At 64.4% G+C, this 21,855-nt stretch carries 20 protein-coding genes; 4 read left to right on the top strand and 16 right to left on the bottom strand.

What is annotated here, in order from left to right:
• Positions 1-14 precede the first annotated feature (14 nt).
• The 16 genes from FJ471_RS26235 to FJ471_RS26160 form a co-directional block, all read right to left on the bottom strand.
• Positions 15-1,724 carry an APC family permease gene (locus FJ471_RS26235; protein ID WP_140807633.1) on the bottom strand — a complete coding sequence of 570 codons (1,710 nt, stop codon included), beginning with the start codon at positions 1,722-1,724 and terminating at the stop codon, positions 15-17.
• 268 nt (positions 1,725-1,992) lie between these two features.
• Complete coding sequence (locus FJ471_RS26230) at positions 1,993-4,362, bottom strand: aminomethyltransferase family protein (protein WP_140807632.1); 2,370 nt, start codon at positions 4,360-4,362, stop codon at positions 1,993-1,995.
• 265 nt (positions 4,363-4,627) lie between these two features.
• Positions 4,628-5,254 (bottom strand): sarcosine oxidase subunit gamma family protein, encoded by a 627-nt coding sequence (locus FJ471_RS26225; RefSeq protein ID WP_140807631.1) that lies wholly within the window; start codon positions 5,252-5,254, stop codon positions 4,628-4,630.
• Positions 5,247-8,228 carry a sarcosine oxidase subunit alpha gene (locus FJ471_RS26220; protein ID WP_140807630.1) on the bottom strand — a complete coding sequence of 994 codons (2,982 nt, stop codon included), beginning with the start codon at positions 8,226-8,228 and terminating at the stop codon, positions 5,247-5,249. The genes FJ471_RS26225 and FJ471_RS26220 overlap by 8 nt, the downstream gene beginning before the upstream one ends.
• Positions 8,228-8,503 (bottom strand): sarcosine oxidase subunit delta family protein, encoded by a 276-nt coding sequence (locus FJ471_RS26215; protein WP_140807629.1) that lies wholly within the window; start codon positions 8,501-8,503, stop codon positions 8,228-8,230. Before FJ471_RS26215 ends, FJ471_RS26220 begins: the two co-directional genes overlap by 1 nt.
• A gap of 10 nt (positions 8,504-8,513) precedes the next feature.
• The gene (locus FJ471_RS26210; RefSeq protein WP_140807628.1) at positions 8,514-9,767 is read right to left on the bottom strand and encodes a sarcosine oxidase subunit beta family protein; all 1,254 of its coding nucleotides are present in this window, start codon (positions 9,765-9,767) and stop codon (positions 8,514-8,516) included.
• A gap of 92 nt (positions 9,768-9,859) precedes the next feature.
• Positions 9,860-11,167: a type III glutamate--ammonia ligase gene (gene glnT / locus FJ471_RS26205; RefSeq protein ID WP_140807627.1), complete on the bottom strand. Its 1,308-nt coding sequence runs from the start codon at positions 11,165-11,167 to the stop codon at positions 9,860-9,862.
• Between the two features lie 95 nt (positions 11,168-11,262).
• Positions 11,263-12,591, bottom strand: coding sequence for an FMN-binding glutamate synthase family protein (locus tag FJ471_RS26200; RefSeq protein ID WP_140807626.1), 1,329 nt, complete (start codon positions 12,589-12,591; stop codon positions 11,263-11,265).
• 6 nt (positions 12,592-12,597) lie between these two features.
• Positions 12,598-13,329 carry a GXGXG domain-containing protein gene (locus tag FJ471_RS26195; RefSeq protein ID WP_140807625.1) on the bottom strand — a complete coding sequence of 244 codons (732 nt, stop codon included), beginning with the start codon at positions 13,327-13,329 and terminating at the stop codon, positions 12,598-12,600.
• Positions 13,330-13,333: 4 nt separating this feature from the next.
• On the bottom strand, positions 13,334-14,230 hold the full coding sequence (locus FJ471_RS26190) for a glutamine amidotransferase family protein (protein WP_140807624.1): 897 nt from the start codon (positions 14,228-14,230) through the stop codon (positions 13,334-13,336).
• Positions 14,231-14,316: 86 nt separating this feature from the next.
• Positions 14,317-14,646, bottom strand: a complete 330-nt coding sequence (locus tag FJ471_RS26185) for a hypothetical protein (protein WP_140807623.1) — start codon at positions 14,644-14,646, stop codon at positions 14,317-14,319.
• Positions 14,643-15,332, bottom strand: a complete 690-nt coding sequence (locus tag FJ471_RS26180; protein ID WP_181179737.1) for a hypothetical protein — start codon at positions 15,330-15,332, stop codon at positions 14,643-14,645. Before FJ471_RS26180 ends, FJ471_RS26185 begins: the two co-directional genes overlap by 4 nt.
• Before the next feature lie 46 nt (positions 15,333-15,378).
• On the bottom strand, positions 15,379-16,782 hold the full coding sequence (locus tag FJ471_RS26175; RefSeq protein ID WP_140807622.1) for an amino acid permease: 1,404 nt from the start codon (positions 16,780-16,782) through the stop codon (positions 15,379-15,381).
• Between the two features lie 12 nt (positions 16,783-16,794).
• The gene (locus FJ471_RS26170; protein ID WP_040990881.1) at positions 16,795-16,956 is read right to left on the bottom strand and encodes a hypothetical protein; all 162 of its coding nucleotides are present in this window, start codon (positions 16,954-16,956) and stop codon (positions 16,795-16,797) included.
• A 49-nt stretch (positions 16,957-17,005) separates the two neighbouring features.
• Positions 17,006-17,383, bottom strand: coding sequence for a hypothetical protein (locus FJ471_RS26165; protein ID WP_140807621.1), 378 nt, complete (start codon positions 17,381-17,383; stop codon positions 17,006-17,008).
• 11 nt (positions 17,384-17,394) lie between these two features.
• The gene (locus FJ471_RS26160; protein WP_140807620.1) at positions 17,395-17,682 is read right to left on the bottom strand and encodes a hypothetical protein; all 288 of its coding nucleotides are present in this window, start codon (positions 17,680-17,682) and stop codon (positions 17,395-17,397) included.
• A 285-nt stretch (positions 17,683-17,967) separates the two neighbouring features.
• On the opposite strand from FJ471_RS26160, the gene FJ471_RS26155 reads away from it, so the two are divergent.
• The 4 genes from FJ471_RS26155 to FJ471_RS26140 are packed head-to-tail and all read left to right on the top strand — an operon-like array spanning position 17,968 to position 21,753.
• Complete coding sequence (locus FJ471_RS26155; RefSeq protein WP_140807619.1) at positions 17,968-19,101, top strand: aminomethyltransferase family protein; 1,134 nt, start codon at positions 17,968-17,970, stop codon at positions 19,099-19,101.
• Positions 19,102-19,144: 43 nt separating this feature from the next.
• A complete protein-coding gene (locus FJ471_RS26150; protein WP_140807618.1) occupies positions 19,145-19,741 on the top strand; it encodes a dimethylamine monooxygenase subunit DmmA family protein in 597 nt (198 codons plus the stop codon).
• Positions 19,738-20,703 (top strand): PDR/VanB family oxidoreductase, encoded by a 966-nt coding sequence (locus tag FJ471_RS26145; protein ID WP_140807617.1) that lies wholly within the window; start codon positions 19,738-19,740, stop codon positions 20,701-20,703. Before FJ471_RS26150 ends, FJ471_RS26145 begins: the two co-directional genes overlap by 4 nt.
• Positions 20,704-20,712: 9 nt before the next feature.
• Positions 20,713-21,753 (top strand): DUF3445 domain-containing protein, encoded by a 1,041-nt coding sequence (locus tag FJ471_RS26140; RefSeq protein WP_140807616.1) that lies wholly within the window; start codon positions 20,713-20,715, stop codon positions 21,751-21,753.
• The last annotated feature ends 102 nt before the right edge of the window (positions 21,754-21,855 follow it).

Below are 21,855 nucleotides of genomic sequence, written 5' to 3'. Positions count from 1 at the left end.
TTCAGGTTGCCGTGTCAGATGACGAACACCCAGTTGGCGATCAGCATCACCACCACGCCGGCGATCAGTGTCAGGTAAGGCAGCATGCCGGCCTTCTTGACCGAGAGGTCGGCTCCCGCCATGCCGAGGTCGGCCAGCATGTGCTCGGGAAACTTGCCCTTGTCCTGGATGTAGTGGCGGAAGCAGAACACCGGGATGATCAAGGCTGCCGTGATCAGGCCGGCCCACAGCGCCATCGGGTTCCACACCTTGGCGCCGGCGCCCATGAAGATCGCGTTGACATAGGCGAAGATCGCGCCGATGCCGAGCAGCCAGGTCGGCGCCTTCCAGGGACGGTTGATGTGGCCGTTGTCGATGCGGTGGATCCAGCCGGCATTGAGGTTGAGGAAGTTGAAGATGATGTAGCCGCAGTTCGACACGGCGAGGATGAAGAAGAAGCTCGTCGCGTCGGCCGAGGCGATGGCCAGCACGACCAGGTTGAAGCAGAGGTCGGTCCACATGGCCCGCGTCGGCGCGCCATGCTCGTTGACGTGGCTGAGATAGCGCGGCAGCCAGCCGTCGACCGAGCCCTGGTAGAGCGTGCGCGAGGAGCCGGCCATCGCCGTCATGATGCAGAGCACCAGCGCCAGGATCATCAGCATGACCAGCAGGCTGTGGATCAGCCTGCCGCCGCCGACCATGCCGGCCAGCGCGTCTGCGACGCCCGAGCCGTCGACGATCGGCGTCGCCAGCATGCCGTTCAGGCCCAGCACGCCCTGGAAGGTGAAGGGCACCAGGATGAACAAGAGCATGCAAAGCAGGCCGGAGTAGAAGATCGCCTTGAAGGTGTCGGTGCCGGGGTTCTTGAATTCCGACGTGTAGCAGACCGCGGTTTCGAAGCCGTAGGTCGACCATGCGGCGATGAACATGCCGCCGAGCGCCAGCGTCCAGCCGGCAATGTTCCACGAGCCGGGATCGGGCGCATAAGCGGCGGCCAGCGGCACCAGCGGCGAGAAATTCGCCCAGTCGATCTGGCCGGTGAAGATCGGCACGACACCGACGATCAGCATCGGGATGATGACGAGCAGGCCGATATATTTCTGCACACTGGCCGTGCCGAGGATGCCGCGATGCTGGATCGAGAAGATGATCAGCATCAGCACCGCGCCGATGAAGAAGGTGGCGTTGAAGGTGAACGACACCGGGCCAAGCGTGTGGCCCCACAGCGACCATGTGCGGATCGCCGGCGTCGCTGCGGTCGTGACGGCGGCGATCGCATCGGCGGGAGCGGTTCCGGCATGCGCGGCGATGTAGGCGGCCACCTCCGGCGAGGTGTCGGTGAAGATCGGCACCGGCGCCAGCGCGTTGAGGATATAGGCGGCGGCGATGGAGCAGCCGAGCGACAGCACCGGCGTCCAAGCGAACCAGTTGCACCACACCGACAGCGGCGCGATGAATTTCGAGTAGCGCAGCCATGCCGTGGCGCCGTAGATCGAGGCACCACCCGACTTGTTCGGGAACAGGCCGGCGATCTCGGCATAGGTGAAGGACTGCAGGAAACCCATGATCATGGACACCGTCCAGATCAGGAAGGCGAGCTTTCCTGTCGTGCCGGCAATGCCGCCGATCGAGAACAGGACCAGTGCCGGAACACCGCTTGCCACCCAGAAGGCGCCACGCCAGTCGATGTGCCTGAGCAGCTTGCTCTCGGCAGGCTGCTCCAGGGCCGTGCTTATCGTGCTCATATCTTGTGTCTTCCCCTTTTTCTGTTCCCCGCCGGCGACGCTTCGGCTTTCGCGAAGCTTGCTCCCCGGCAATCACCGTCGACCCGTCGTGTTTCCGCTCAGTCGTATTTTTTTCTTAAGAGTGAAGATTGATCCGACGCGCTTTCGCGTCAAGCGTTTTGTGAACGTCATGCACATCACGCTTGCGAAACATCGATCCGACCGCCGCCGGTGGCGGCCGGCGACGGGTCGGACATCGCCTTGGGAGGCGTATCGGGGACCGGACTTTTCAGGAGCGCGGCTTGGTCTTTTGCGGATCGTAATGGGCGAAGGCCACGACGTGCGCGGGCAGTCGCTTGGCCTGACCGTCGAGTTTGCCGATCTCGACCTCCGTGCCAATCTCGGCATGGGTGACGTCGAGTCTTGCCAGCGCGATGGTCTTGCCGAGCACCGGCGAGCGCATGCCTGAGGTGACGACGCCGATCTGGGCGCGGCCGACATGCACGCAGTCGCCGTGGCCGACGGCCACATTGGCATCGATGTCGAGCCCGACGAGCTTGTACTGCGGGTGCTCCTTGCGCCGGATCAGCGCGTCGCGGCCGACAAAATCGTCGGCCTTGGTCTTCAGCGGCACGGTGAAGCCGATGCCGGCCTCGAACGGATCGGTCTGGTCGGAGAATTCGTAGCCGGCGAAGATCAGTCCGGCCTCGATACGCACCATGTCGAGCGCCTGCAGGCCCATCGGCTTCAGCCCGTGCGGCTGTCCGGCTTCCCAAATCGCGTCGAACACCTTTTCGGCGTCGCGCGGATGGCACCAGATCTCGTAGCCGAGCTCGCCCGTATAGCCGGTGCGCGAGACCACGACCGGAACCCCGTTGCCGCCGCCGATACGCGCCACCGCGAAGCGGAACCATTCGAGCTCGCCGATCGAGGGCTGCACCGGCGAGGTCCAGACGACTTCATTCAAAATGTCGCGGCTCTTGGGGCCTTGCACGGCGATGTTGTGCATCTGGTCGGTGGAGGAGCGCACCAGCACGTTGAGACCGAGTTTCTTGGCGGTCTCGCGCAGCCACTCGCCGGAAAGATCGTCGCCGCCGACCCAGCGGAAATTGTCCTTGCCGAGCCTGAGCAGCGTGCCGTCGTCGATCATGCCGCCATGCTCGTAGCACATCGCCGTATAGACGACCTGGCCGACGCCGAGCTTCTTGACGTCGCGGGTCAGCGTGTATTGCAGCAGCGCTTCGGCATCCGGCCCGGTGACCTCGAACTTGCGCAGCGGCGACAGGTCCATGATCACGGCGTCCTGCCGGCAGGCCCAGTATTCGGCGATAGGCCCTTCCTTGGCGAAGGAATTGGCGAGCCAATAGCCCCTGTATTCGACGAAGTCGCGCGTGTGCTTGGCAAAGCTCGAATGAAAGGCTGTCTCGCGGGTCATTTTCGGTTCCGAGTCGGGCTTCATGCGTCTGGCGATCGCTCGCGAAAATTTGTGCTGGCCGGAATAGCTGCGCACATGGATGTCGGTGAGGTCCCAGCCATTGGCGGGCGTGGTGTCGTCCGGGCAGGCCGAGGACACGCAGACGATGTCGGTCAGCGCGCGCAAGAGCACATAATCGCCCGGCCGCGACCACGGCTCGTCCGACACCATCACGCCATGCGCGTCGATCGCTGTGTTGAAGAAGAAGTTGATCGCCATCCAGCCGGCGCGGGGCGTCACGCCCTTGTCCGAGAGCGCCTTGTTGAAATTCTCCGAGCAGTTGGTGTGACCGGGATAGCCGATGTCGTCGTAATATTTGGCGGCGCAGGCGAGCGCGAAAGCGTCGTGCCGGCCGCATGTGTCCTGCACCACCTCGACCAGCGGCTCCATGTCCTGGTCATAATATTTCGAATGCAGCCCGGGCATCGGATAGGCCGAGCCCATCAGCGTGCGCGTCGTCGTCACGTCGAGCGGCAGGTCGCGGCCCTTGTCCAGCTTGCGCGCCGAAAAGCACTGGAAGTCGGTGCATTGCCGGCCGTCGACGTCGATGATCTGCAGGTAGTCGCCGGCCTTGACGAAATAGGATTCGGCGGTCGCGGACCTCACGCGAAGATCGAGCACGGGATCGGCGAGCGGATCGGCGAGTTGCCCTCTCGTCTTCAGCCGGATCGTGACGCGGCGCACCATAACGGTCAGGGGCGTCGCCGTCTTGTGACCGTCGACCAGCATCGGCCCGCCGGGCGCCGCGATCAGCAATGCGCCCTCGCGCTGGGCCGCAAAACTCTGCTCGGTGCCGGCGGGCGTCGCGCCGCCGAACACGCGCACGGCCTTCGGCTGGTCGAGCTGTACCTTGCGGCGCTCAAGGCTGAGCCGCAGCGCTGCGAGGCTGTCGTCGCCTTCGGCAAGCAGCGCCTTTATGCCGGCGGCATTGCTGTTCGAGCGCTCGCCGAAAATGCCGGGATCGCTGACCCCGGACTTGTCCCAGGCCAGCAATTCACAAGGCTGGCCGCCCTCGACATTCGTCACGCTGACGCTGTCGCCGGCCTCGACGTCGATCAGCACGGCGCCATTGCCTTGCACGGTATAGCGCTCCATGCCCGGCGGCAGGCTGATCTCGCCCGGCCTCAGGATCAGGCTCGGACGCGGCGGTCCAGACAGGACGGCAGGGTAGGGCGACTGGCTCATCTCAAACCCTCCTCCGAGCGAGAAACAAGTTTGCCTAAGGGTAAAATTATTTTCGCTGAGAGAATAGCAGGGCAATAGCGTTTGGCAAGGCGGGAGGCGCTGACTTCTCCTTCTCCCCTTGTGGGAGAAGGTGGATCGGCGCGTTAGCGCCGAGACGAATGAGGGTTGTTCCAGCGGAGTGAGAGGTTGGCGTTTCCTGGAGCATCCCTCATCCGTCGCCTACGGCGACACCTTCTCCCGCAAGGGAGAAGGGAAAGGCGCACTGCTACGCCAACTCCTCGGAATGGCCGATCGTCGCGCCATACTCCGCGGCCGAGTCCAGAATCGTGTGCCACAGGCTCTCGGCGAAAGTCGCGAACACCAGCAGGTTGAACACTGACTGTCTATCCGCCCGATCCTTGCCGCGCCACAGCGTGACGCTGGTGTGATCCATCGAGGTCGCCGCCGCCGCGCCGACTGCGAACACATCAGGATGCAGGTCGATCGACGACAGCTTGGCGAGCATCGCGCACGCCTTCCCGCCGGAGACGCTGATCAGCGCCCGCGCATGCGATTGGTCGGACAGCGAAGCCGAACCGGCAAAACCGGGAGCCAGGCTTTCCATCGTGTGCTTGCCGCCCTTGGACAGCACCAGGAACTGGTCCGGCCCCGACCAGATCAGCGTCGCGTCGGCCGTGTCGACCGCCTTGGGCGTTTCCGGCGCGGCGACGCCGAACTGTGCCTTCGCTGCCTTGGCCATCTCCCCGGCCTTGCCACGCCGCGCCATCACCTGCACGAGGCCGAAATTGCGGATTTCGGTGAGCGACACGCCGGCTTCGCCTTGCGCGCCATAAGGTCCACTGGTCAGCGCGCGGTCGAGCGGGCTGCGGATATCCCAGGAAAAATCAGCCACGCTGACGCCCTCCATCCGGATCGTAGAAGACGGAATTGCAGAGCTCGACATCATAGTCCTCGCCGCGCAGCGGATCATGCGCGCGCACGACCTCGCCGATGCGCTCGCGGCCGCGCTCGACAAGGCCGAGCCCGATCCACTGGTCGAGCACCGGCGAGAAGCATACCGAGGTGACATAGCCCTGGTCGTTGCCGGGGCCGGGTGTTTCGTCCTTCGGGATGATATGCGCGCCGGAGCGCAAGCGGCGTGCCTTGTCGGTCGGCTTGATGCCGACGACCACCTGCCGGTTCGGCGCGACCAGCGCCTCGCGGCCGGCCATGACGCGGCCGATGAAATCCTTCTTGGTCGACATCATCTTGCCGAGGCCGAGATCGCCCGCCGTGGTCGTGCCGTTGAGTTCCGGTCCGGCGACATGGCCCTTTTCGATGCGCATCACGCCGAGCGCCTCGGTGCCGTAGGGCGTCACGCCGAACGGCTTGCCGGCAATCATCAGGTTGCGCGCCATGGCTTCGCCGTAGCGCGCCGGCACCGAAATCTCGAACGCCATCTCGCCGGAGAAGGAGATGCGGAACAGCCTGGCCTTCAGGCCGCCGCGCAGCTTGACCTCGCGCGCGCCCATGAACGGGAAGCCTTCGTTCGACAGGTCCTCGGCCGGGTCGACGATCTCCTTGAGCAGATCGCGGGTCTTCGGCCCGGCGATCGAGAACTGCGCCCACTGGTCTGAGACCGAGGTGAGCTGCACGTCGAGTTCGGGGAACAGCACCTGGCGGCAGAATTCCAGATGCTGCATCACCAGCCCGGCCTTGGCCGTCGTGGTGGTCAGGAAATAATGGTCCTCGGCCAGTCGCGAGGTCGTGCCGTCGTCATAAACGATGCCGTCCTCGCGCAGCATCAGCCCGTAGCGCGCCTTGCCGACGGCGAGGCTGGAGAAGGCGTTGATGTAGACGCGATCGAGGAAGGCACCGGCATCGGGCCCGTGCACGTCGATCTTGCCGAGCGTCGAGACATCGCAGAAGCCGACGCCTGAGCGCACCGTTTTGACCTCGCGGGTGACCGATTCCAGCCAGTCCTTCTCGCCGGCGCGCGGATACCATTGCGCGCGCTTCCAGAGACCCGTGTCGACGAAGATGGCGCCCTGTTCGGCCGCCCAGTGATGCGATGGCGTCAGCCGCGTCGCGTGGAAATTCTCGTCGCGGTGATGGCCGGCGAAGGCGCCGATGGCGACCGGCACATAGGGCGGCCGATAGATCGTCGTGCCCGTCTCCGGGATCGATTTGCCGCTGACGGCGGCCATGATGGCGAGACCGGCGACATTCGATGTCTTACCTTGGTCGGTCGCCATGCCGAGCGTCGTGTAACGCTTCAGATGCTCGACCGATTGAAAACCTTCGCGCTGCGCCAGCTCGACGTCGGAAGCGGTGACGTCGTGCTGCTGGTCGACGAAGGCCTTGCCCTTGCCGGCGACATGCCAGAGGGGGGTGATCGAAAAGGCTTCGTCGTCGGCGACAGGCATCGATCCGATATTGCCGCTGCGTCCGGCATCGCGTGCCGCGGCGGCGCCGGCTTCGAACCCTTCGCGCAGGCCCGCGCCAAGCCCGAAGGCGCCGTTGGCCGCACCCGCGGCGACCATGCCGGGCGGTGCGCCGTCCGGCACGAAGGCTGCGATGTCGTCGCGCCATTTCGGCCGGCCGCGATGGTAGGAGGTGAGGCCGACCGCCGGGTTCCAGCCGCCTGAGACGGCAAGCCCGTCGGCCTCGACCTCGGCGCGCGCGCCGCCGGTCAGCGACACGGAAATCTTGCGCACCCCGCCCTTGCCGCCATCGACGCCGGCAACCGCGCCATGCAGCACCGGGAAGCCGCCCTTGCTGGCAAGCGAGCGATGCGCCGGCGAAACATCCGGCCGCGCGTCGATCACCGCCGCCACCTGCAGTCCGGCGGCAATCGCCGTCTCGGCCGTGCGCCAGCCATCCTCGTTGTTGGTGAAGAGCGCGATGCGCCTGGACGGTGTGGCGGCGTAGCGGTTGATATAGCTGCGCATGGCCGACGCCATCATCACGCCGGGCGTGTCGTTGCCGGCAAAGACGATGGGACGTTCGATCGAGCCGGCGGCGACCACGCAGCGCCTGGCCACAATGCGCCATAGACGCTGGCGCACCTGATGCTCGGGCGGTGTTGGCAGATGGTCGTTGACGCGCTCGATCGCGCCATAGGTGCCGCCATCATAGACGCCGAACAAAGTCGTGCGCGTCATGATGCGCACATCCGGCATCGCCGTCAGCTCGGCAACCGCGCGCGCAACCCATTCGGCGGCCGGCAGCCCGTCGATCGTGCCGCCATCGGCGAGCAGTCGTCCGCCGAGGACGAAATCCTCCTCGCACAGTATGACGCGCGCGCCACTGCGACCCGCGGCAAGGGCAGCCGCCAGGCCGGCCGGACCGGAGCCCGCAATCACCACGTCGCAATGCGCCCACGCCTTTTCGTAGTGGTCGGGGTCGGGGACCTGCGCGGCGCGGCCGAGGCCGGCGGCGCGGCGGATCGCCGGCTCGTAGATCGCTTCCCAGAACTTCGCCGGCCACATGAAGGTCTTGTAGTAGAAGCCGGCGACGAAGATCGGCGCGAACAGCTGGTTGACCGACATCACGTCGAAATTGAGCGACGGCCAGCGGTTCTGGCTGGCGGCTTCCAGGCCCTCATAAAGCTCGGCCGTCGTCGCCTTTGTGTTCGCCTCGCGCCGCGCGCCGCTGCGCAATTCGACCAGCGCGTTCGGCTCTTCCGACCCGGCGGTCAGGATGCCACGCGGCCGATGATATTTGAAAGAGCGGCCGACGAGCTTGACGCCGTTGGCAACCAGCGCGGAGGCCAGCGTGTCGCCCTTGAAGCCCGAAAAAGTCTTGCCGTCGAAACGGAAATTGAGCGCGGTCGAGCGGTCGATGAGACCGCCATTATTCAGTCGGTTTGTCTGATCGCCGGCCATCACGCACCAACCTTGGCGGCGCCGGCGCCCGCCGCTGGCTCGACGGCCGAAATCTCATGCGTCAGCGTGTTGCGGGTGACCTTCAGCCAGGCCCGGCAGCCGCCGCCATGGTACCAGTGCTCGCTCATTACGCCAGCGACGTTGTCGCGCAGATAGACGTAGTCGTAGACAGCCTCCTCGCCGGCATCGGCCGCCGGGCGTTGCGGCTTGGCGTCGCCGAGATAGGTGAACTCGCCGAGTTCGCGTTCGCCGCAGAAGGGACAGACTATGCGCATGACAGGGCCTTCAGTGCAGGTTCGGTTGGGCGCCCTGGCCCTTCTCGTCGATCATGGCGCCGCGCTGGAAGCGGTCGAGGCGGAACAGCGCGGCTTCCTTGTGCGATTGATCGCGGGCGATGAGATGGGCAAAGACCAAGCCTGAGCCCGGCGTCGCCTTGAAGCCGCCATAGCACCAGCCGGCATTGATGTAGAGGCCGTCGATCGGGCTCTTGTCGATGATCGGCGTGCCGTCCATCGACATGTCCATGATGCCGCCCCACTGGCGCAGCAGCCGCACGCGGCCGATCATCGGGATCAGCGCCATGCCGCCTTCGCAGACATCTTCCATGACCGGCAGATTGCCGCGCTGCGCATAGGAATTGTAGCCGTCGATGTCGCCGCCGAAGACCAGCCCGCCCTTGTCCGACTGGCTGACATAGAAATGCCCGGCGCCGAAGGTCATGACACCGGGGATGAGCGGCTTGATCGCTTCCGAGACGAAGGCCTGAAGCACATGGCTTTCGATTGGCAGTCGAAGACCCGCCATCGCCGCGACGCGCGAGGAAGAACCCGCCACCGCCATGCCGACCTTGCCGGCGCCGATCTTGCCGCGCGAGGTCTCGACGCCGGTGACCTTGCCGTTGGCGTCGCGCGTGAAGCCGGTGACCTCGCAATTCTGGATGATGTCGACGCCGAGTTCGCTCGCCGCATGCGCGTAGCCCCAGACCACGGCATCATGCCGCGCTGTGCCGCCCCGCCGCTGCAGCAGCCCGCCCTGCACGGGGAAGCGCGCATTGTCGAAATTCAGGAACGGCAGCATCTTCCTGAGCGCTGCCTGATCGAGCAGCTCGGCGTCGATGCCGTTGATGCGCATCGTGTTGCCGCGCCGCGCGAAAGCGTCGCGCTGCGCGTCGGAGTGGTAGAGGTTGAGCACGCCGCGCTGGCTGACCATCGCGTTGTAGTTGAGGTCCTGCTCCATCTTCTCCCACAGCTTCATCGACAATTCGTAGAAGCCGGTGTTGCCGGGCAGGCCGTAATTGGAGCGGATGATGGTGGTGTTTCGGCCGGCATTGCCGGAACCGATCCAGCCCTTTTCCAGCACCGCGACGTTGCGGATGCCGAACTCGCTGGCGAGGAACCAGGCGGTGGCGAGACCATGGCCGCCGCCGCCGATGATCACCACATCGTAGCGATCCTTGGGCGCCGCGTCGCGCCAGGTCGGCTGCCAGTTCTTGTGGCCGGAAAGGGCGGCGCGGGCGAGCGAGAAGATCGAATATTTCATGAAATCATTCCAAGGCCGCTCGCCCCGCTAGAGCATGATGCCGAAAAGTGTGACGCGGTTTTCGGACGACATCATGCTCCACTACAGGACCGTCAGATATCCAGCGTGTGGTCGCGCTCCCACTGCGTGAAGTGCGAAGCATAGGAATTCCATTCCTGGTGCTTCAGCTTTAGATATGCCGACGAGAATTCCTCACCCAGCGCCGCCTTGAGCGATTTGTCCTTGTCGAACTCGCGAAGCGCATCGAGCAGGTTGAGCGGCAGTTTCGGCGCGCCCTTCACGGTATGGCCGTACTGGTACATGTCGATATCGTAGCGCTTGCCGGGATCCGCCTTGGAGCGGATGCCGTCGAGGCCGGCGGCGATGATCACGGCTTGCAACAGATAAGGGTTGGCGGCGCCGTCCGGCAGGCGCAGCTCGAAGCGGCCGGGGCCGGGCACGCGCACCATGTGGGTGCGGTTGTTGCCGGTCCAGGTCACCGTGTTCGGCGCCCAGGTCGCGCCCGAGATGGTGCGCGGCGCGTTGATGCGCTTGTAGGAATTGACCGTCGGGTTGGTGATCGCGGCCAAGGCCGAGGCGTGCTTCATAATGCCGCCGAGGAAGTTCTTGCCCTTGGCGGAGAGGCCGAGCTCCATCGAATTGTCGGCGAAGACGTTGGTCTTGCCGGCCTTGTCCCAAACCGAGATATGGGCATGGCAGCCATTGCCGGTCAGGCCCTGGAAGGGCTTCGGCATGAAGGTCGCGCGCAGGCCATGCTTTTCTGCGATCGACTTGACCATGAATTTGAAGAAGGAGTGCTTGTCGGCGGTCGGCAGCGCGTCGTCGAACCTCCAGTTCATCTCGAACTGGCCGTTGGCATCCTCATGGTCGTTCTGATACGGGCCCCAGCCAAGCGCCAGCATATGGTCGCAGATCTCGGCGATCACGTCATAGCGGCGCATCACCGCCTGCTGGTCGTAGCAGGGTTTCGAGGCCGTGTCGTACTGGTCGGAGATCACGCTGCCGTCGGGCGAGATCAGGAAGAACTCGGCCTCGACGCCGGTCTTGACGTGCATGCCCTCGGCCGCAGCCTCCGCGATCACCCGCTTCAGCGTGTTGCGCGGCGCCTGGTCGACCTCCTTGTCGTCCATGATGCAGTTGGCCGCCACCCAGGCGACGTCCTTCTTCCACGGCAACTGGATCACCGAATCCGGATCCGGCACCGCCAGCATGTCCGGATGCGCCGGCGTCAGGTCGAGCCATGTCGCGAAACCGGCAAAGCCGGCACCTTCCTTCTGCATGTCGGCGATCGCCTGCGCCGGCACCAGCTTGGCGCGCTGGCCGCTGAACAGGTCGGTGTAGGAGATCATGAAATATTTGACGCCGTTCTCCTTGGCGAATGCGGCGAGATCGTTCCCCATTTATGTAGTTCCCTCGCTTATGTATTTCGGATGCTGCCTGGAGCGGAGGACCCGCTCCAGCTATTTGCCTTGACGCAACTCCGGGCAGAGTTGTCCTAGAAGCCGTTCCTCCCCGGTATCCAGTTGGTGCCGGCCAAAGGCACGCCGGCCATGGCGGCCGCCTCGATCGAGAGCGCGACGAGATCCTCGGGCTCGAGATTGTGCAGGCTGTTCTTGCCGCAGGCGCGGGCAATCGTCTGCGCTTCGAGCGTCATCACCTTGAGGTAGTTCGCCAGCCGCCGTCCGGCCGCGATCGGGTCGACCCGCTTCATCAGCTCGGGGTCCTGCGTGGTGATGCCGGCCGGGTCGCGGCCCTCATGCCAGTCGTCATAGGCGCCGGCGGTGCTGCCGAGCGCGTTGTACTCCGCCTCCCACCGGGGGTCGTTGTCGCCCAGCGCGACGAGTGCCGCCGTGCCGATCGAGACCGCGTCGACGCCGAGCGCCAGCGCCTTGGCGACATCGGCGCCGTTGCGGATGCCGCCGGAGACGATCAACTGCACCTTGCGGTGCATGCCGAGGTCCTGCAGCGCCTGCACCGCCGGCCTGATGCAGGCAAGCGTCGGCTGGCCGACATTCTCGATGAACACTTCCTGGGTCGCGGCGGTGCCGCCCTGCATGCCGTCGACCACCACGACGTCGGCGCCGGCCTTCACCGCCAGTGCCGTATCATAGTAGGGGCGGGCGCCGCCGACCTTGACGTAGATCGGCTTCTCCCAGTCGGTGATCTCGCGCAGTTCGAGGATCTTGATCTCGAGATCGTCCGGCCCGGTCCAGTCGGGATGGCGCGAGGCCGAGCGCTGGTCGATGCCCTTGGGCAGCGTGCGCATCTCGGCGACGCGGTCGGATATCTTCTGGCCGAGCAGCATGCCGCCGCCGCCCGGCTTGGCGCCCTGGCCGACGACCACTTCGATGGCATCGGCGCGGCGCAGGTCGCGCGGGTTCATGCCGTAGCGCGATGGCAGATACTGATAGACCAGCTGCTTGGAATGGCCGCGCTCTTCCTCGGTCATGCCGCCGTCGCCGGTGGTGGTCGAGGTGCCGGACAGCGTGGCGCCACGCCCCAGGGCCTCCTTGGCCGGGCCGGAGAGAGAACCGAAACTCATGCCGGCGATGGTGATCGGGATCTTCAGCTCGATCGGCTTCCTGGCATGGCGCGAGCCGAGCACCACCGAGGTGTCGCAGCGCTCGCGATAGCCTTCGAGCGGATAGCGCGAGATCGACGCGCCGAGGAACAGAAGGTCGTCGAAATGCGGCAGCTTGCGCTTGGCGCCGGCGCCGCGGATGTCATAGATGCCGGTCGCGGCCGCGCGGCGGATTTCGGAAAGCGTGTAGTCGTCGAAGGTCGCGGATTTGCGCGGCGTCGTCGGCGGGTTGCGGTAGGTCATCTTGCCTCAATACGCGTCGGCGTTATCGATGTTGAAATTGTAGAGCTTGCGGGCCGAGCCGTAGCGCTTGAACTCCGACGCCTTGACGCCGGTGACGCCGGCCTTGTCGAGCAGGCCCTGCACCAATTCGATATGCTCCGGCCGCATCTCCTTGGCGATGCAGTCGGCGCCCAGGCTTTCCACCTTGCCGCGCACGAAGAGCCGCGCCTCGTAGATGGAATCGCCCAGCGCATCGCCGGCATCGCCCAGCACCACCAGGTTGCCGGATTGCGCCATGAAGGCCGACATGTGACCGATATTGCCATGCACGACGATGTCGATGCCCTTCATCGAGATGCCGCAGCGCGACGAAGCGTTGCCCTCGATGACCAGCAGGCCGCCGCGGCCGGTGGCACCGGCATACTGGCTGGCGTCGCCCTTGATGACGATCGAGCCCGACATCATGTTCTCGCCGACGCCGGGGCCGGCCGAGCCGTGCACGGTGATCGCGGCGCCGTCATTCATGCCGGCGCAGTAATAGCCGACGCTGCCGCGCACATCGATCGAGACCGGTTGGTCGACGCCGACGGCGACCGAGTGGCTGCCCTTCGGGTTGAGCACTTCCCAAGCGGTCTCGTTCGAGCCAGGCGCGAGCTTGTGCAGCGCCTGGTTCAATTCGCGCAGCGAATGTTCGGACAGGTCGAAGACCCTCGCATGCCCTTGCTCGCGCTGGGTCTTCGACATCGTGGTTGCCGGCATGAGCTCAATGCTCCCAGAAATAAACGGTTGCGGGTTCGGGCTCCCAGACCCTTGCATTGTCGATGCCGGGCAGCTTGGTCAGCGCGCGATATTCGGAGCCGAAGGCGACATACTGGGCGGTCTCGGCCATCACGGCCGGCTTGCAGGCGATCGGATCGCGCACCACGCCAAAACCGTTCTTGGTGCCGACGACGAAGGTGAAGAAGCCGTCGAGGTCGGAGAGCGTGCCTTCCAGCGCCTCGCCGAGGTTCTTGCCATGCGCCATCCGGTTGGAGAGGTAGGCGGCCGCCACTTCGGTATCGTTCTCGGTCTCGAAGGTCATGCCGTCACGGATCAGCTCGCGGCGCACATTGTTGTGGTTGGAGAGCGAGCCATTGTGCACCAGGCACTGGTCGGCGCCGGTCGAGAACGGATGCGCGCCCATCGTGGTCACCGCCGATTCCGTCGCCATGCGGGTGTGGCCGATGCCATGCGTGCCGGTCATGGATCGCACGTCGAAGCGGTCGACGACGGCTTCCGGCAGGCCGACTTCCTTGTAGATCTCCACAGCCTCGCCGGCGCCCATGATGCGGATGTCGGGCCGCAGCGTCTGCAGCGCCTCGCGCGCCGCGTCGACCTTGTCAGGCGCGGTTCGGATGACGGCGTGGGTGGATTTCGTGGCAAGACTGACGGGAACGCCGATCGCCTTGGCGAGTTCCGCATCGAGGCCGCGGAAATCGCGCTCCGGCTTGGCCGACTGGATGGTGATCTTGGCTTCATTCTTGGAAGGGGCGCCGTAGATCGCGATGCCGGCGCTGTCGGGGCCGCGGTCGCTGAGCGACACCAGCATCTCCGACAGCATCGCGCCGAGCTTCGGCTCGAGCGCCTTGTCCTTCAAGAAAAGTCCCACGATTCCGCACATGCCAGCCTCCAGCGTTTTTTGGCTCTCAGATGATGTACCCAATGAGTTTGCCAAATTCAATTGGTATGAAAGAAATTTTCCTGTGATTACATATTCGACGGTGCATTGCCCCGGGCACTATCGCCGTCCGGGCGCGCCTTGTGAACCCAGATCGCATGGCGGATGCGCGCAATCCGGTAGGCGTCGAGGATCGAGAAGGCATAGATCAGGAAGCCGCCGGCATGGCGGCCGATGAAGCCGGCGTCGGCCGGCGCCAGCTTCATCGTTATCCAGCCAAGGATCACCATGAAGAACAGGAACTGCAGCCCGCGCGCCGGAACGCCGAGCAGGACGTGGCCGCTTGCCGGCAAAACGATCGCCGCGCCGAGCACGAGATAGGGGTTCGCGGGAGCAGGGGTGGCGGTTCCGTCGCTCATGCGGCCTGCCTTTCGCGCCGGTTGATGGCTTGGCGAAGACCCGACGTTGCCTCGAGCAAGCGTTCGATCAGCGCGGGATCGATCCCGGCATCGCAGAAGGCGGCCTGCCGGAACACGCCGTAGCGTGCGCGCTCGGCCTCGGCCAGCAGCCAGACGATGCGCACGCCGTTCGGCGTGATCAGCAGTTCCTTGGCGCGCCCTTCGGCAAAGATGCCGGTGTGCGCGGCAATCAGATCCTGGGGGAAGGCGACGCCCTTGCGGTCCGTCTTGAGCACCGCGTCGGCGGGAAGGCCGAGCACCTTCGGCAGCGTGTGCGCAAGATGGTCGAAATTGGAGAATGTCGTTGCCGAATTCGGCCGCATCATCATGTCGAAGGTACCCGGCACTGCGACCGGCTCGGTGACCGAAACGGCGAGCCAGCGCGTCGGCAACTTTCGTGTCGCCAGCGTGTCGACGATGGTGCGAACCTGAACGCGCTGACCGTTCCAGGAGCCGGCCCAGGTGACGACGCCGGCCGTGCCGTCGGAAATGTCGGCGGCATCCGCAACGACGCTGCGAACGCTGGCCATATCGGCGGCCAAGGCTGCCTTCGCCCTGTTGCGGCCGGCACGCGCGAGCCAGACGATATGGGCGACGACGCCCAATGCGGCTGCCCCGGCAAGCAATACTGACGTCAGATCGGACATTTCGACACGCCACGGCCCGCCGTCGACAGGCGGGCCTTCACTCCACTCAATAACCCTGCGGTTTCGGCCACGGCATGGAGAACTGGTCGCCGCGCCGCACGAATTTGTAGCGATAGAAGTGGAACCATAGCGAAATCAGGAAATAGAACACCGTCATCGCGATCAGCTGCGAGCCGAAGCCGAGGAAGATGGCGAAGAACGTCACCATGCAAAGGCAGAACAGGACGATCGCCGGCAGCGGATGGAAGGGGTGCGTGTAGCCGCGGCGGATCGTGCCGAGCGGCCACTTCTTGCGGAACATCATGATGTTGATGCTCATGAAGGTGTATTGGAGCACGCCCGACAGGATCGAGAAGGTGATCGCCTGGTTGAGGTCGGCGATGAAAGCGAAGGCCAGCGCGATCGGCAGCAGGAACAGGATCGAGCGATAAGGTGTGCGGTATTTCGGATGCACCGCCGAGAACCAGCTCGGCAGATAGCGGTCGCGGCCGAGCGAGAACCAGGCGCGCGCGGCGTCGTTGATGCAGCCATTGGCCGAGGCAAGCGCTGCCAGCAGCGTCGCGATGAACAAGAGGTTTTCCAGCAGCGGGCTGCCGGTCAGCTTGCCGGCGTCCCACAGCGGATAGTAGGTGATGCCGAGATATTCCCAGGGCATCAGCGAGGCGCAGACATACCAGGTCATCGCGGCGGCGATCAAAAGCGTGATCATGCCGGCCATGGTGCCGTAGGGCAGGGAGCGCGCCGGCGAGCGCACTTCCTCGGCGGCCTGGGTCGTGCCCTCGATGCCGAGATAATACCAGATGCCGAACTGGAAGGCGGCGATGACGCCGATCCAGCCATAGGGCAGCGCGTTGCCGGGCGTGACCAACTCATTGAGCTTCAGCACCGCGCCTTGCGTCCACGGGCTGACGGAAAAGAACAGGATGACGATCGAGACATAGGCGATGGCGGTGATGACGAAGTTGACGTTGAGCGTCATCAGCACGCCACGATAGTTGAGCCAGGCGAGCACCACGATCGTGGCCGCGATGAAGGAATTGTGCGTCAGCCCTTCCACGCCTGCCTTGGCGACGATGGTGTCGCCGAGCAGGATCGCGTCCGACACTTCGAGCATGGTGTAGGCGAACACCAGGAACAGCGCGACGTTGAAGGCCATCAGCGGCCCGACGATATGCTTGGCCTGCGCGTACTGGCCGCCGGCGGCGGCGACGGTGGACGTCACCTCCGAGTCGATCATGGCGACCGAGGTGTAGAGCAGTCCGACGATCCAGCAGACAATCAGCGCCGCGAGCGCGCCGCCCTTGTCGGCGGAGAAATTCCAGCCGGTGAACTCGCCGACCAGCACGATGCCGACGCCCAGCGCCCACACATGCGCCGGGCCGAGCACCCGAAGCAGCGAGACTCTGTCGCCATGAATTACCGTTTGTCCCGTCTCAACCGCGGCCGTCATGTCAGTCCCCACTCAGATCCGGTGTTTTTCGGAAACGGCCTCAAGCTCGCCTTCGCGCGAGGAGGTCAGCACGGCTTCGGAATAGGTCGTGTCGACCTTGAACCAGTCGTAGAGCATCCACGCCGCAAGCACGACGGAGATGCCCCAGCAAACATAAGACAGTCCCATCCACATGATGTTTTCTCCGGACTCGTTGTCCTCGAAGTCTCTTTGTCGTCGAAGTCTATTTGTCGTCGAACTTCTCGTTGATGACCTCGCGATATTCCTTATCGGAGGCGCGGAACAGGAAGACGAAATAGGCGATCAGCAAGATCGCCATGATGATCAGCGTCGGCCAGTCGATGATGTAGTGGAAGCGGTTCTGGATGATGTCGTGCGCCGTCTCCGGCGTGTAGCCGAGCTTCTCCCAGATCGAGGCCATGGTGGCGTTCTGGCCGAGCGCGTCCCACGTCTTGGCGTCGAGCGCGTCGATCGACTTCGCCGCCCCAGCGAAGCCGAGCTTCAGCGGCAGCCAAAGCGCCACGAAGATCGCGACCACCACGACCGCGATGTCGAGGACCTGTCCGGCCTTGTTCTGCTCCGGCGGGATATAGCGGGCCATGGTTTTTCCCCTCAGGATTGACGGTTGCGGGCCGCGTCGGCGTTCTTGATGTCGAGCCCGTAGATGAAGTCCTTGTCTTCCTTGTAGTGGTTGATCATGGCGAGGATGGCGGCGGTGTTGAAGATCAGCACCGCGGCGGCTGCGATCGCCACCACGACCTTGATCCCGCCGTCGGGGATGTATGGCCATGTCATCAGGAGAACGAAGAGGATCGTCGCCCACAGACACACGATCAGGAGCACGGATCCACGCACGTCGGAACGGTACAGCGCTTCGATGCGCTGTTGCAGGTCGGACATCGGTTTTCCCCTTCTGGCGACGTCCGGTCCCGAAATCGACCGGGCGTCCACTCTTTCAACAGAGTGAAATTTTTTTCATAAATTCCGCTCGATTCCCGAAATTGTCAAGCCGGATTTACGCACCGTAAACCGTTTGTTCCCGGTCAAGAAATTTGCCTGACAATGAAATTATTTGCTTCAAGGGGATTGCAGGGCTCCGTCGTTTGCGGTCAATATTCGACCAAGCTCCGCCGCCAAGCAGGAGCAGGGAACAGCAACGACTTAAATCGCACGGAGGACGATCGGATGACGGCATCCTGGAGATTCTCGACCCTGGCGGACCGCCATCGCGCGCTCGGCTCGAAACTCGAGGACTGGAGCGGCATGGGCACCGCCTGGACCTACGACAAGGACGCCGACGCGGAATATGTGGCGATCCGCACCAAGGCCGGGCTGATGGACGTCTCCGGCCTGAAGAAGGTCCACATCACTGGGCCGCATGCCTCGCATCTCATCGACCTCGCCACGACGCGCGACGTGGAGAAGATTTATCCCGGCAAGTCGGCCTATGCCTGCATGCTGAACGAGGCGGGAAAATTCACCGACGATTGCATTCTCTACCGCATCAGCCCGAATTCATGGATGGTCGTGCACGGCTCCGGCACCGGCCACGAGGAACTGCAACGGGCGGCGATGGGCCGCGATGTGTCGCTGCGTTTCGACGACAATCTGCATGACCTTTCGCTGCAGGGCCCGACGGCGGTCGACTATCTCGCCAAGCACGTGCCCGGCATCCGCGATCTCAATTATTTTCATCACATGCACACGCAGCTCTTCGGCTTCCCGGTGATGATCTCGCGCACCGGCTACACCGGCGAGCGCGGCTACGAGATCTTCTGCCGCGGCCAGGATGCCGGCGCGATCTGGGACAGGATCCTCGAGGAGGGCAAGAGCGCCGGCATCATCCCGTGCCGCTTCACCACGCTCGATATGCTGCGTGTCGAGAGCTACCTGCTCTTCTATCCCTACGACAATTCGCAAAAGTATCCGTTCGAGAACGAAGGCCCCGGCGACACGCTGTGGGAGCTCGGCCTCGACTTCACCGTCAGCCCCGGCAAGACCGGCTTCCGCGGCGCCGAGGAGCACTATCGGCTGAAGGGCAAGGAACGCTTCAAGATCTATGGCGTGCTGCTCGACGGCAAGGAGCCGGCCGACGAGGGCGCGCCCGTCTACCGCGACGGCAAGAAAGTCGGCGTGGTGACCTGCGCGATGTATTCGCCGCTGGTCAAGAAATCGATGGGCATCGCCCGCCTCGACGTCGATTGCGCGGTCAAGGACACCAAACTCGAGATCCGCAACAAGAGCGGCTCCATCAAGGCGACGGCGCAGCCGCTGCCGTTCGATGACCCGAAGAAGGCCAAGCGCACCGCCAAAGGTTGAGGCATCATCAACGGGGAGGGGTTTTTTAAGGTACGACGGACGAATGGCAGCCAAGACGATCATCAGCCGGCCCATTTACGGAACGCTCTCTCCGCAGCCCGGCAAGCATCACCTCTTCATCGCCGACGCCGAAGGCGCGCTCGCGATCACCGACATGGCCGGCAAGGCGCCGGCCGGCTTCTTCGATGGGGCCGAGATCGTCTTCATCCCGGGGCCCGAGGGCAAGCACATCGCCGCCGTCGAAGCGCTGAAGCCGGCGCAACTCCACATCGCGCCGTCCTTCGCCAGCCTGCTGCCGCGGCTGCGGCAAACGCTGACCAACGCCCATATGGGCCTGCGCCTCTATCTTGCCGGCACGGAAGGCCTGATCGGCCAGGCCATGCAGACCGCGCTCGAGGCCGGCATCGACCACACCTCCATGCAGACCGAGCATCGCGGCTCGCTGGCGCGGCGTATGCAATGCGTGCACTGCAAGGGCATCACCGAGAATGTCACGACGCAGCCTGCCACCTGTTCGCATTGCGGCCTGCTGCTTCTGGTGCGCGATCACTATTCGCGCCGGCTGGCCGCCTTCCAGGGGGTGTGCATCAACGCCGAGGATCGCTCCGATATCCCTCCGATGGAGGAGGCCTTCCCATGAGCACCGGCACCACCAAGCTCGATGTCGTCGTCAGCGACGTCGTTCCGGTCAACGATCTCGTCACCCGCTTCCATTTCCGCCGCCGCGACGGCGAGCTGCTGCCGACCTTTTCCGGCGGCGCTCATGTCGTGGTCGAGATGCGCGACGGCGACCGCACCAGGCTCAACCCCTATTCGCTGATGGGCTCGCCGCTCGACACGCGCGAATACACGATTTCCATACGCCGAGACGATGTCGGTCGCGGCGGCTCGCTCTTCATGCACCGCCAGGTCAAGCCCGGCCTGGAGATGGTGATCAGCTATCCGGTCAACCTGTTCTCGCTCGATCTGAGAGCCAAAAAACACCTGATGCTGGCCGGCGGCATCGGCATCACGCCCTTCGTGGCGCAGACCTCGCAGCTCGCGGGGGCCGGCGGCAATTTCGAACTGCACTACACCTGCCGCACGGCCTCGCTCGGGACCTATGCCGATGTGCTGCGAGAGCGCTACGGCAACCGGGTCCGGCTCTATCACGACGACCGCGAGGAGCGCATCGACATCGAGCGGCTGTTGTCCTCGCAGCCGCTCGGCACGCATCTCTATGTCTGCGGTCCGGCCGGCATGATCAACTGGGTGCGTGACCGCGCAGCCAGCCTCGGCTGGCCATCCGAAACCGTGCATTTCGAGCATTTCGCGGCGCCCCAGCCCGGCGCGCCTTTCGATGTAACCTTGGCCGTCAGTAGCAAGACGATCCATGTCGGCGAGCAGCAGAGCCTGCTCGAGGCGATCGAGGCCGCCGGCGTCGACCCGCCTTATCTGTGCCGCGGCGGCGTCTGCGGCCAGTGCGAGACCAATGTGATCTCCTCCGACGGTAAGTTCATCCACAACGATCACTGGCTGAGCGAGGAAGACCACCGTTCCGGCTGCAAGATCATGCCTTGCGTCTCGCGCTTCGAGGGCAAGTCCCTGGTCCTGGAAAGATAGGAGGCGTCAATGGGCATCACCTTTCGCAAGGAAACGTTTCGCGACGATTTCACCTTCAAGAACAGCCCGGAGCACATCCGGCGCTTTCCGTTCCCGTTCAACGAAGATGCCTACATGTATGCGGTCAATATCGAGCCGCATGTCGTCGGGCCGAAGGGCAGTGTGCTGGAAAACCTAATCGACGTCGACGAGCACTATGTCGCCGAGATGCAGGACCGCGCGCTGGTTCTGGCCGAGGATCCGCTGCGCTGCCAGTCGCTGCCGCATATGACTTTGGCCGGCTGGGATCTGCTGGAGCTTCTCATGGAGCAGCAGGCGCTCGGCTATCCCGAGCATTTCACGCTGGAGCGAAACGGCGACCGTTGGCGCTGGATCAACCGGCCGCTCGGCATCGACGATACCTTCACCTTCGGCGACACCTCGACGCTGCCCTATGGCCCGATGGAATACATCACCCGCCAGAGCCAGGGCGATTTCTGCATCCTCGACCAGCGCGACGGCAATCTGTGGATGGATGCCGGCATGGTCACCACCCAAGCGGACTGGTCGCTCGATTTCGACATCGGCATGAACTTCTTCGAATGGCACGCACCGGTGCCGCTGGCGCATGAGAAGGGCATCTTCACGCGGGCGCTGAAATTCCTCACCAACATCCAGCAGGGCAAGCCGGCACGGCGCCTCAACTGGACGATGACCATCAATCCGCGCCTCGACACCAGCCCCGAGAATTATCATAAATGGGGTCCGGACCGCGCCACCGTCACGCCCGAGAATGTCGGCGACAAGGTGCATCTGCGCGTCGAGCTGCAAAGCTTCTGGCGGCTGCCGCGCTCCAACGGCATCGTCTTCCCGATCCGCTGCTACCTGATCAAGATGGACGAGCTGGTCACACAGCCGAAATGGGCGCGCCGCCTGCACCGCGTCATCCGCGACCTGCCGGAAGAACTCGCCACCTACAAGGGCCTGACCCGGTATCGGCCGACGCTGGTGGAATGGCTGTCGAAGCTGGACGACGGCAGCCCGACGAGTGCGGGATTCGGGCCGGATTGACCTCTAAAGGCTTGGGTTCCTCGCCCCCGCTGGAGGCGGGGGAGAGGTGTCCGCGAAGCGGACGGAGAGGGGGCCTTCGTAGGGCGCTCCCCTCTCCGTCTC

The organism is Mesorhizobium sp. B2-7-1 (assembly GCF_006440735.1).
Classification (GTDB): domain Bacteria; phylum Pseudomonadota; class Alphaproteobacteria; order Rhizobiales; family Rhizobiaceae; genus Mesorhizobium.
This window is presented reverse-complemented; position numbering and strand designations above follow the sequence as displayed.